The organism is Streptomyces sp. NPDC059142, assembly GCF_042755665.1.
In the GTDB taxonomy this organism is placed as follows: domain Bacteria; phylum Actinomycetota; class Actinomycetes; order Streptomycetales; family Streptomycetaceae; genus Streptomyces.
Window position 1 is genome coordinate 12,267 of sequence record NZ_JBHZDA010000114.1, and the last position, 10,465, is coordinate 22,731.

The window sequence follows — 10,465 nt, forward strand, 5'->3', positions numbered from 1 at the left end:
GTCATAGAGGGACCTGCGGGCGGTCCTGGTGCGTCGGTGCGGGCCGGGGGGGGGCGCCCGGCCTCCCTCGCTACCGGGGGTGGGGGGGGGCGGGCCCGCGGCGACACCCACCCTTCCGGGTCAACCTCGGTGATGACTTCCGGCTACACCGGGGCCATCTTGTCCGCCATACCCGGATTGTCACCCATCCAGGTCTTGACGGCTTCCTCCTCGTGGCCCGTACCGGCCTTCTGGATCTCGTTCTCCAGGCCGGAGAGCTGCTCCTCGCTCAGCTTGAAGTCCTTGAACCACTTCGTGAGCTGCGGATAGTTCCCGGTGAAGCTCTTGTGCGCGACGGTGGTGAGCCGGTCGCCGTCGCCGAACGCCTTCTTCGGGTCGGCCAGCTTGGTCAGCTCGTACTCCTTGTAGGCCCAGTGGGGGCTCCACAGGGAGACCGCGATCGGCTCCTTCTTGGCGTACGCGCGCTTCAGCTCGGCCAGCATGCCGGGCGTCGAGCTGTCGACGACCTTGTACTCGTCGCCGAGGCCGTAGCCGGGCAGCACCTTCTCCTTGAGCACGTTCATCTGCTCGGTGCCGGGCTCGATCCCGACGATCCGGCCCTTGAACTCGTCGCCGCGGCCCTTCAGGTCGTCCAGGGACTCGACGCCCTTGACGTACGAGGGGACGGCGACCTCACGGGTGGTGGGCCCATACCAGGAGCCGAGCTGGGTGAGGTCGTTCTTGTACTTGTCCCAGTAGCGTTTCTGCGCGTTCGGCAGCCACGCGTCGAACTGGACGTCGATCTGGCCCCGGGACATCGCCTCGTACATCGGGCCGAGTTCGAACTGCTTCAGGTTGACCTTGTAGCCGCGCTCCTCCAGGACCGCCTTCCACAGGTACGTGGCGGCGATGTCCTCCTCCCAGGGGAACCACGCGACGTTCAGGGCGCGCTCGGTCTCTCCGCCTTTGGCGGCCGACGCGCCCGCCTTCTCCACCGGGGTCCACTTCTCGGCGAGGCCCGGATTGGCCTTGAGCCAGGTCCGTACGGCTTCCTGCTCCTTGCCCTGGCCGGCCTTCTGGATCTCGGCCTCCAGGCTGGTGAGCTGCTTCTCGTCCATCTTGAAGTTCTTCAGCCAGGACCCGACCTGCGGGTTGTCCTCGGAGAAGCCCTTGCGCGCCAGGGTGTGGACGCCGTCGCTCTCCGCGCCGAACGCCTTCTTCGGGTCGGCCAGCTTGGTGAGGTCGTAGGTGTCGTACGCCCAGTGCGGCGACCAGAGCACCACGACGACGGGCTCCTTCTTGGCGTACGCGCGCTTCAGCTCGGCGAGCATGCCCGAGGTGGAGCCGTCGACGAGCTTGTACTCCTTGTCGAGGCCGTACGCCTTGAGGACCTTGTCCTTCAGGAGGCCCATCTCACCGGCGCTGGGCTCGATGCCGATGATGCGGCCCTTGAAGGTGGAGCTCTTGCCCTTGAGGTCCGCCAGGGAGTTGACGCCCTTCACGTACGAGGGGACGGACAGCTCCAGGGAGGTCTTGTCGTACCAGGCGCCCATGTCCTCCAGGTCGTCCTTGTACTTGGCCCAGTAGGAGGCGTGGGTGACCGGCAGCCAGGAGTCGGTCTGGATGTCGATCTGGCCGTTGGCCTGCCCGGTGTAGAGCGATCCCGCCTCGTACTGCCGTGCGTCGACCTCGAAGCCGCGCTGCTCCAGCAGCTCCTTCCAGAGGAACGTGGAGGCGATGCCCTCGTCCCACGGGATGTACCCCATGCTGATCTTCTTGCCCTGGCCGACGTTGCCCGCCTCGTTCGAGGTGGACGACGAGGAGCCGCCGAAGAGGCCGATACCGCCCGCGACGAGCGCCAGCACGAGGACGCCCGCGATCGCGACGACGGGCTGCGGACGGTGCTGCCAGATCTTCAGACCGCCGCTCGCCTCCTTGGCCTTGGCGAGGAGGCGGCGGCCGACCGGGGAGACCTGGAGGCTGAGCGCGCCGGTGATCCGGTCCAGGTAGACCGCGAGGATCACGACGGAGAGGCCCGCCTCGAAGCCGAGGCCGACATCGATGTTGCCGAGCGCGCGGTAGACGGCGCCACCGAGGCCGCCGCCGCCGACCATGCCGGCGATGACCACCATGGACAGGCCCAGCATGATGACCTGGTTGATGCCCGCCATGATCGTCTGGAGGGCCAGCGGGAGCTGGACCCGCAGCAGGGTGTTGCGGGGCGTGGTGCCGAACGCCTCGGCGGCCTCGACCAGCTCCTCGTCGACCTGCCGGATGCCCAGCTCGGTCATCCGGACACCGGGCGGCAGGGCGAAGATGATGGTGGCGATGATGCCGGGCACCGCGCCGATGCCGAAGAAGACGACACCGGGGATCAGATAGACCATGGCGGGCATGGTCTGCATCAGGTCGAGCACCGGCCGGATCAGCGAGCTGACCGTCTTGGAGCGCGCCGCCCAGATACCGAGCGGCATCGCGATGGCCAGCACCACGATGGTCGCGACCAGCACCAGCGAGAGCGTCTCCATCGCCTCGCTCCACAGCTCCATCGAGTCGATGAGCGCGAAGCCGACGAAGGCGAGGAGACCGGCGCTGAGGCTCCGCATCCACCAGGCGAGGACCGCGAATATCCCCGCGAGGAGCAGCGGCTGCGGCGCGGAGAGCACGGCGTTGATGGCGTCGTACAGGTGGGAGACCACCCAGCCGATCGCGTCGAAGAGCCAGGAGAGGTGGTTCTGGAGGAAGTCGACGGCGCTGTCGACCCAGTCACCGAGGGGCAGCCTAGGCACTGGCGACCGCCTTGTCCGTGCCGGTGCCCTTGACGGGCGCGGACGTGGCGTCCTGGTCCGTGGGGACCGGGGCGAGGCCGTCGGCGGGCGTCATCGGCTCGCCGAGGACGGCGAGCAGCCGCGAGCGGGGGACGACCCCGACGAGGTCGCCCGCGTCGTCGACGACCGCGACGGCCACACCGCTGGTCGAGCACGGCGTGAACAGCTCGATGATCGGGGTGGACTCGGTGACGGTGGCGGGCGCGGCGGCCAGGACGTCCTGGGCGGTACGCAGCTCCTTGCCCCCGTCCGTGACGGTGCCGAAGGCGGTCTCCGGGTCGGCCATGATGGCGCCGGCGGTGAGGACCCGCGAGCGGTCGACGTCCTGGGTGAAGGAGGCGACGTAGTCGTTGGCCGGGGTGACGAGGATGTCCTCGGCGCTGCCGAGCTGGACGATCTCCCCGTCGCGCATGACCGCGATCCGGTCACCGAGGCGCATGGCCTCGTTGAGGTCGTGGGTGATGAACACGATGGTCTTCTTGAGCCGTTTCTGGAGTTCGAGGAGCTGATCCTGCATGTCGCGGCGGATCAGCGGGTCGAGCGCGCTGAAGGACTCGTCCATCAGCAGCAGATCGGCGTCGGTGGCGAGTGCGCGCGCCAGGCCGACACGCTGCTGCATGCCGCCCGACAGCTCGTCGGGCCAGGACTTCTCCCAGCCGCCCAGACCGGTCATCTCCAGGGCCTCGGCGGCGCGCTTCTCGCGCTCCGCGCGCGGCACGCCCTGCACCTCCAGCCCGTATCCGGCGTTCTCCAGCACGCTGCGGTGCGGGAAGAGCGCGAAGTGCTGGAAGACCATGCTGATCTTGGTGGAACGGACGTGACGCAGCTCCGCCGGGGGCAGGGCGGTCAGGTCCTGACCGTCGAAGAGCACCTGGCCCGAGGTGGGCTCCAGGAGTCCGTTGAGCATGCGCAGCAGCGTGGACTTGCCGGATCCCGAGAGACCCATCACCACGAAGATCTGGCCGGGCTCGACCGAGAACGAGGCGTCGATCACCGCTGCGGTCGTACCGTCGGCGCGGAGCTCTTCACGGTCCGTACCGTTCTTGAGCTTCGTCACGGCTTCGTCCGGTCGTCTGCCGAAGACCTTGTACAGGTGATCGGCTTGCAGCCTGGTCACATACACCTCACGGGTTGAACGGAAAAACGGCCCGTCACCCCCGCGGGCGGGCCGTGGAGCGGACGGATTCGGTCCGTCCACCGGGGACGATGCGTGAAATCCGTCCTTGGCTGGCTCCGGGAGCGCGCCTGCCCGTCCTTACACAAGGCAAACAATTAAGTGACACAGGTCACATGAGATCACCAGTGGAACGGCGCAAAACCCCCTTTCACGCCCCCTCGCCCGGTCACGGAACGGCGTCGGCCGGCGCTGTCGGTGGCACAGGGCATCATCGGGGATGTGACTCGACGCCTGATGCTCCTCGACACCGCCTCCCTCTACTTCCGCGCCTACTTCGGGGTACCCGACTCCGTACGGGCCCCGGACGGCACGCCGGTCAACGCGGTGCGCGGCCTGCTCGACTTCATCGCCCGGCTGGTCCAGGACCACCACCCCGACGACCTGGTCGCGTGCATGGACGCCGACTGGCGCCCCGCCTGGCGGGTGGAGCTGATCCCCTCGTACAAGGCGCACCGGGTCGCGCAGGAGCGTCCGGAAGGGCCCGACGAGGAGGAGACGCCGGACACCCTGGCCCCGCAGGTCCCGGTGATCGAGGCGGTCCTCGACGCGCTGGGCATCGCGCGCGTCGGCGTCACGGGGTACGAGGCGGACGACGTGATCGGCACGCTCGCCGGCCGCGCCACGGGCCCGGTCGACATCGTCACGGGCGACCGCGACCTCTTCCAGCTCGTGGACGACGCCCGGGGCGTCCGGGTGCTGTATCCCGTCAAGGGCGTGGGGACCCTTCACCTCGTGGACGAGGCGGCGCTGCGCGAGAAGTACGGGGTGGACGGCGCCGGGTACGTCGATCTGGCGCTGCTGCGCGGTGACCCGAGCGACGGGCTGCCCGGGGTGCCGGGGATCGGCGAGAAGACCGCGGCCAAGCTGCTGGACGCCTACGGCGACCTCGCCGGGATCATGGCGGCGGTCGACGACCCGGCCTCGCGGCTCACCCCCTCGCAGCGCAAGCGGCTGGACGGCGCCCGGGAGTACGTGGCGGTGGCGCCCACGGTGGTGCGGGTCGCCGGGGACGTCCCGCTGCCCGTGTTCGACCCGGCGCTGCCCGCGGGACCGCGCGATCCGGCCATGGTCGACGCGCTGGCCACGCGGTGGGGGCTGGGCGGGGCGATGCAGCGCCTGCTCGCCACACTTCCACGGTGAGTGTTAGCTTACTTAGGTAAGCCTAAGCGTCGTGGAGTCGAGGGAGACCGCCGTGGCAGAACAGCCCGCCCGCCAAGCACCGAAGGTCCATGAGGGACAGGTCCTGCGCACCGAGTGGATCACACCGCACATGGTGCGGGTGGTCCTGGGCGGCGAGGGACTGGCCGCGGTGCGGGCCGGGGAGTTCACGGACCACTACGTCAAGGTCCTCTTCGCCCCGGAGGGCGTCACCTACCCGGAGCCGTTCGACATGGACCGGATCCGGGCGGAGTTCCCCCGCGAGCAGTGGCCCGCGAACCGTACGTACACCGTGCGCGCCTGGGACCCCGCGGCCCTTGAGCTGACCATCGACTTCGTGGTCCACGGCGACGAGGGACTGGCCGGTCCGTGGGCCGCGCGGGCGAAGCCGGGCGAGACGGTACGGCTGCTGGGGCCCGGCGGGCTCTACGTGCCGGACCCGGCCGCCGACTGGCATCTGCTGGTCGGTGACGAGAGCGCGCTGCCCGCGATCGCCGCCTCGCTGGAGCGGGTGCCCGCCGGTGCCGTGGTGCACGCGTTCGTGGAGATCTCGGGGCCCGAGGAGGAGCAGAAGATCGCGACGCCGGACGGGGTCGCGATCACCTGGCTGCACCGCGGCTCCCGCCCGGTGGGCGAGGCGCTGACGGCCGCCGTGCGCGCGCTGAACTTCCCGCCCGGTGACGTGCTGGCGTTCGTCCACGGCGAGGCGGGGTTCGTGAAGGAGCTGCGCCGCCATCTCCGGCTGGAGCGGAACGTACCGCGCGAGCGGCTGTCGATCTCCGGCTACTGGCGGCTCGGCAAGACCGACGAGGCGTGGCGCGCCGTCAAGCGCGAGTGGAACGAGCAGGTGGAGCAGGAGCAGGAGCAGCGGCCCGCCGCCTGACCGGCGACCGCCGCGCCCGCTCGGCCACGGGCCCCGGTACGGGCCGCTCGCCCCTACCGGGGCCCGTGGCCCTCCCCGTACCTCCCGCCGGTCCGAAGGTGTGTCCGCGCTAGACGGACTTCTGGTACGAGCGGAAGGTGCGGGTCGAGAGCCGGACCGCCGCGACGGCCAGCACCAGCAGGGCGCCGCCCCGGCTCAGGACCTCGCCCCAGTCGGGGTCGGCCGCCATCGCCGAACGTCCGGCCACCATCGCCCAGTTGACCGGGTTGAAGTCCGCGATCCGCGCCATCCAGGACGGCATCTGCGCCGGGGCCATGAACGCCGAGGAGAGGAACGTCAGCGGCAGCAGCAGGAAAGTGTTGATGCCGATGATCGACTCGCGCTCGCGCACCAGCATCCCGAGGGCGTTGGAGAGCGCCCCGAAGACCGTGCCCAGCAGGACCGACGCGACGATCAGGATCAGCAGCCCGCCGAAGCCGCCCGGGTAGCCGGCCCCGCCGATCAGCCCCAGCAGCACGATGATCACGGACTGGACGGCCGTACTGATGCCGTTCTGCACGACGTTGGCGTTCATCAGGGCGCTGCGGCTGACCGGCGTGGTCAGGAAGCGGTTGAGGGTGCCGCGTTCGATCTCCTCCAGCGTCCCCATCCCGGCCCACATGCTGGAGCCGAGCGCGCTCATCACCACGATGCCGGGGACCAGGTAGTCGAGGTACGACGTGGTCCCGAAGCCGCCGAGTTCGACGACCTTCCTGAAGAGGTTGCCGAAGAGGAACAGCCAGATCACCGGCTGGATCAGGGAGATCAGCAGGAAGACCGGCTGGCGCAGGACCGCGACGAGCTGACGCTGTGTCATGTACCAGGTCTGGGTGAGGACGGCGGTGCTCATCGGGTACCTCCGGCGGCGGTCAGGAGGGGCGTGCCCGAGGCGGCCTCGGCCTCCGCGAACCGGCGTCCCGCGTACCGCAGATAGACGTCGTCCAGGGAGGGCCTGGCCACCGTCGCGGCGGCCACGGCCGCCCCGGCGCGCTCCAGTGCGGCGAGCAGTACGGGGACGGCGGCGGCGCCGTCGTCGGCGCGGACGCTGACCCGGCGGCCCTCGACGGCCGTGTCGTGCACCCCGGGCAGCGCGGTGAGGGCGGCGGTGAGGGCCACCCGGTCGCCGGCGTCGCGCAGTTCGAGATGGACGGCGTCGCCGCGCAGCTCGCCCTTGAGCCGGTCGGGGGTGCCCTCCACGACGACCCGGCCCCGGTCGACGATCGCGATGCGCTCGGCGAGCCGGTCGGCCTCCTCCAGGTAGTGCGTGGTGAGCAGGATGGTCAGGCCCTCGTTTCCGGCGAGCCGGCCGATCTCCTCCCACATGGCGGTACGGGCCTCGGGGTCGAGCCCGGTCGTCGGCTCGTCCAGAAAGAGCACCTCGGGCCGGTGGACCAGCCCGAGCGCCACGTCGAGCCGTCGCAGCATGCCGCCCGAGTACCCCCTGACCGGCCGCTTCGCCGCGTCGGCCAGGGCGAACCGCTCCAGCAGTCCGTCGACGCGGCGCGTCAGCTCCGTACCCCTGAGGCCGTACAGCCGGCCCTGGAGCACCAGGTTCTCGCGGCCGGTGGCCACGGGGTCGGCGCCGGACTTCTGGGCGACGACCCCGATCGCGCGGCGCACCCGGTCCGGGTGGCGCAGCACATCGTGGCCGGCGACGGTGGCCGAGCCGCTGTCGGGACGGGCGAGAGTGGTGAGGATCTTGACGGTGGTGGACTTGCCGGCGCCGTTGGGGCCGAGCAGGCCGAGCACCGTACCGGGCTCGACGGTAATGCCCATCCCGTTCAGGGCGGTGGTTCCGCCGGGATAGGTCTTGACCAGATCGTGCGCCCGTACCGCGGGCGCGCGGGCAGGGGTGACACCGCTGCTCATGACAGAACTCTCCTGTGGTGGTCGGGTCCCCCGGGTACGCCGGGGGTCCTCGGGTGTCCGAGCCGATCCACGCGTGGAGCTGCGGGCTATCCTGGGTGTGCGGCACCTCGATCGCCCGGTCGCCTCCACGGCGGTCCGGTCCGGGGTTCGAGACCCTGGCGGGAGCTGCTGCAACAGCCACCGCCGGGGTCGTTCCGGTTCTCTTCCGCTTCAGGGCTTCCTGACGCGCCTCCCCTTCGCACCGTCCGACGGCGCCTCCTGCCCGGGGGCGGCGTCAGGACCGTCGGGGTCGGTCCCGGCTCCGTCCAGCAGCCGCCACTCCTCCGGGATCTCCCCCGTCTCGCGCAGGGCGCGCCACGCGTCGACGCCGGTGAGCGTCCCGTCGGCGACCTCGCGCAGCAGTCCGCGGACCCACTGGGCCTGGGCCTCGACCATGTGGAGCTGGTACTCCGTCTCCACGACGAAGAGCCGGGGCAGTTGCCCCCGCAACTTCGTCAGCACCCCGTGCAGCGCCGCCGCGTGGACGTCGAGCGCGGCCACCCGCTCCTCCAGGAGCGAGACCACCTCGTCCGGCGACAGGACGCCGATCAGCGACAGGGCCGTCTCGAACAGGGGGAACTCACGGGCCGGAACGGCCACCAGATCCGCCAGCCACTCCAGCATCTCCTGGTGTCCGGCCGGGGTCAGCCCGTACAGCGTGCGCTCGGGCCTGTTGCCCTGCCGCTGGACGTCGGCCACCTCCACGAATCCGTGCTTCTCCAGGTTCTGGACGACGGTGTAGAGCGAGCCGAAATTGATCTTGACGCTGTGCTGCTTGCCGCGCTGCCGCAGCGTCTGCGCGATCTCGTACGGATGCATGGGACGCTCCGAGAGCAGCGCCATCACCGCGAGCGCCAGCGGATTGGAGAGCTTGCGCCGCTCGGCCGCCATGGTCACCGTCCCGGATACGATCACACGTGTACGAATACTCGTGGGCGAACATATCGCGAGTCACCCACCCGGTCAATCGAAAACGCGACATAGCTCGAACCTCTGGGGGGGGGGACGGACCAATCCGGCGGCACCCCGGCTCCGAATCATGCGGGAGTCTGTTCGGACCACTCATCGCCCAGCACGAATGGAAGCTTGAACGTATGTGCGCACCCTGGAGGAGAGCCGCGTGAAAGAAGCCGTACACATCGGCGGCCCCGCTTCGGCGGGGCCCGATCTTCAGGAATTGCTGGGTCAGGTGGCCAGGGGCGACCAGGAGGCGTTCTCCCGGGTGTACGACCAGGTCTGCGGCCCCGTGCTGGGCCTGGTGCGCAGCGTGCTGCGCGATCCGGCCCAGTCGGAGGAGGTGGCGCAGGAGGTCCTGCTGGAGGTGTGGCGGACCGCCACCCGCTTCCGGCCTTCCCGGGGCAGCGCCATGACCTGGGTGCTGACCCTGGCCCACCGGCGCGCGGTGGACCGGGTGCGCTCGGCGCAGGCGTCCACGGACCGGGAGCACCGGGCCGCCCTGCTCGACCGTACGCCCGCCTTCGACGAGGTCACCGAGCAGGTGGAGGCCAGTCTCGAACGCGAACAGGTGCGCCGCTGTCTGCGGACTCTCACCGAACTCCAGCGCCAGTCCGTCACACTGGCGTACTACCAGGGCCTGGCCTACCGGGAAGTCGCCGAGCTGCTCTCGGTGCCGCTGGGCACGGTCAAGACCCGATTGCGCGACGGACTCATCCGGCTGCGCGACTGCCTGGGGGTGAACGCATGACCACCGCGGATCTCCACACGCTGACCGGCGCGTACGCGCTGCACGCCCTGGCCCCGCAGGAGCGCGCCGAGTTCGAACGCCATCTGGAGGCGTGCCGCGCGTGCTCCGTCGAGGTACGGGAACTCTCGGCGACGGCCGCCCGGCTGGGCCGGGCCGTGGCCGTGACCCCGCCGCCCGCGCTCAAGGAACAGGTGCTCCGGCGGATCGCGACCGAGCGCCAGGACCCGCCGAAGGTGACCCCGCATCAGGCCAGGTCCGGGGGGACCGGCCGGGGACGCGCGCTCTCCCGGTTCGCCCTGGCCGCGTGTCTGGCCGCCGTGGCCGGGCTCGGCGGGGTCGCGGTCTGGCAGAACCAGGAGGCGCGGGACGCCCGCCAGGAGGCACAGGCGGCGCAGCGCCACTCCGAGGAGCTGGCCGCGGTGCTCGCCGCCCCGGACGCCCGGGTCGCCACGGGCGGTCTGACGAACGGCGCGACGGGCAGCGTGATCGTCTCCCGCTCCCAGGACCGGGCCGCGTTCGTCGCGTCCGGGATGCCGAAACCGCCCAGCGGCAAGGTCTATGAACTCTGGTACGACGACGGGGGCACGATGCGGGCCGCCGGGCTGCTGGATCCGACGACCGGCTCCACCTCCGTTCTGATGGACGGACCGCTGGGCGGGGCGTCGGGCATGGGCATCACGGTGGAACCGGCGGGCGGCTCCGAGCAGCCCACCTCCGCACCGCTGGCGCTGATGAACTTCCCGACCGCGTGAGCGCCACGGCGCCGTGGGCCCGGCACCCCTCGGGGT

9 protein-coding genes are annotated in these 10,465 nt (G+C 70.7%); 4 read left to right on the top strand and 5 right to left on the bottom strand.

Going from position 1 to position 10,465, the window contains the following annotated elements:
• Positions 1 to 143: 143 nt before the first annotated feature.
• Entirely contained in the window at positions 144 to 2,768 is a 2,625-nt protein-coding gene (locus tag ACFXPK_RS28950; RefSeq protein WP_385080021.1) for an ABC transporter permease/substrate binding protein, read from the bottom strand.
• On the bottom strand, positions 2,761 to 3,924 hold the full coding sequence (locus ACFXPK_RS28955) for a glycine betaine/L-proline ABC transporter ATP-binding protein (protein ID WP_385080023.1): 1,164 nt from the start codon (positions 3,922 to 3,924) through the stop codon (positions 2,761 to 2,763). The genes ACFXPK_RS28950 and ACFXPK_RS28955 overlap by 8 nt, the downstream gene beginning before the upstream one ends.
• A gap of 294 nt (positions 3,925 to 4,218) precedes the next feature.
• On the opposite strand from ACFXPK_RS28955, the gene ACFXPK_RS28960 reads away from it, so the two are divergent.
• Complete coding sequence (locus ACFXPK_RS28960; protein ID WP_385080032.1) at positions 4,219 to 5,124, top strand: 5'-3' exonuclease H3TH domain-containing protein; 906 nt, start codon at positions 4,219 to 4,221, stop codon at positions 5,122 to 5,124.
• 52 nt (positions 5,125 to 5,176) lie between these two features.
• Entirely contained in the window at positions 5,177 to 6,025 is an 849-nt protein-coding gene (locus ACFXPK_RS28965; protein ID WP_385080025.1) for a siderophore-interacting protein, read from the top strand.
• Positions 6,026 to 6,134: 109 nt separating this feature from the next.
• Here ACFXPK_RS28965 and ACFXPK_RS28970 read toward each other — a convergent pair whose 3' ends face one another.
• The 3 genes from ACFXPK_RS28970 to ACFXPK_RS28980 form a co-directional block, all read right to left on the bottom strand.
• Positions 6,135 to 6,914 carry an ABC transporter permease gene (locus ACFXPK_RS28970; RefSeq protein ID WP_385080026.1) on the bottom strand — a complete coding sequence of 260 codons (780 nt, stop codon included), beginning with the start codon at positions 6,912 to 6,914 and terminating at the stop codon, positions 6,135 to 6,137.
• Positions 6,911 to 7,933, bottom strand: coding sequence for an ABC transporter ATP-binding protein (locus ACFXPK_RS28975; protein ID WP_385080028.1), 1,023 nt, complete (start codon positions 7,931 to 7,933; stop codon positions 6,911 to 6,913). The genes ACFXPK_RS28970 and ACFXPK_RS28975 overlap by 4 nt, the downstream gene beginning before the upstream one ends.
• Positions 7,934 to 8,143: 210 nt before the next feature.
• Entirely contained in the window at positions 8,144 to 8,863 is a 720-nt protein-coding gene (locus ACFXPK_RS28980) for a PadR family transcriptional regulator (protein WP_385080034.1), read from the bottom strand.
• Positions 8,864 to 9,092: 229 nt separating this feature from the next.
• Between ACFXPK_RS28980 and ACFXPK_RS28985 the strand changes: the two genes are divergently transcribed.
• Complete coding sequence (locus tag ACFXPK_RS28985; protein WP_385007776.1) at positions 9,093 to 9,677, top strand: sigma-70 family RNA polymerase sigma factor; 585 nt, start codon at positions 9,093 to 9,095, stop codon at positions 9,675 to 9,677.
• Positions 9,674 to 10,429 (top strand): anti-sigma factor domain-containing protein, encoded by a 756-nt coding sequence (locus ACFXPK_RS28990; RefSeq protein WP_385007778.1) that lies wholly within the window; start codon positions 9,674 to 9,676, stop codon positions 10,427 to 10,429. Before ACFXPK_RS28985 ends, ACFXPK_RS28990 begins: the two co-directional genes overlap by 4 nt.
• The last annotated feature ends 36 nt before the right edge of the window (positions 10,430 to 10,465 follow it).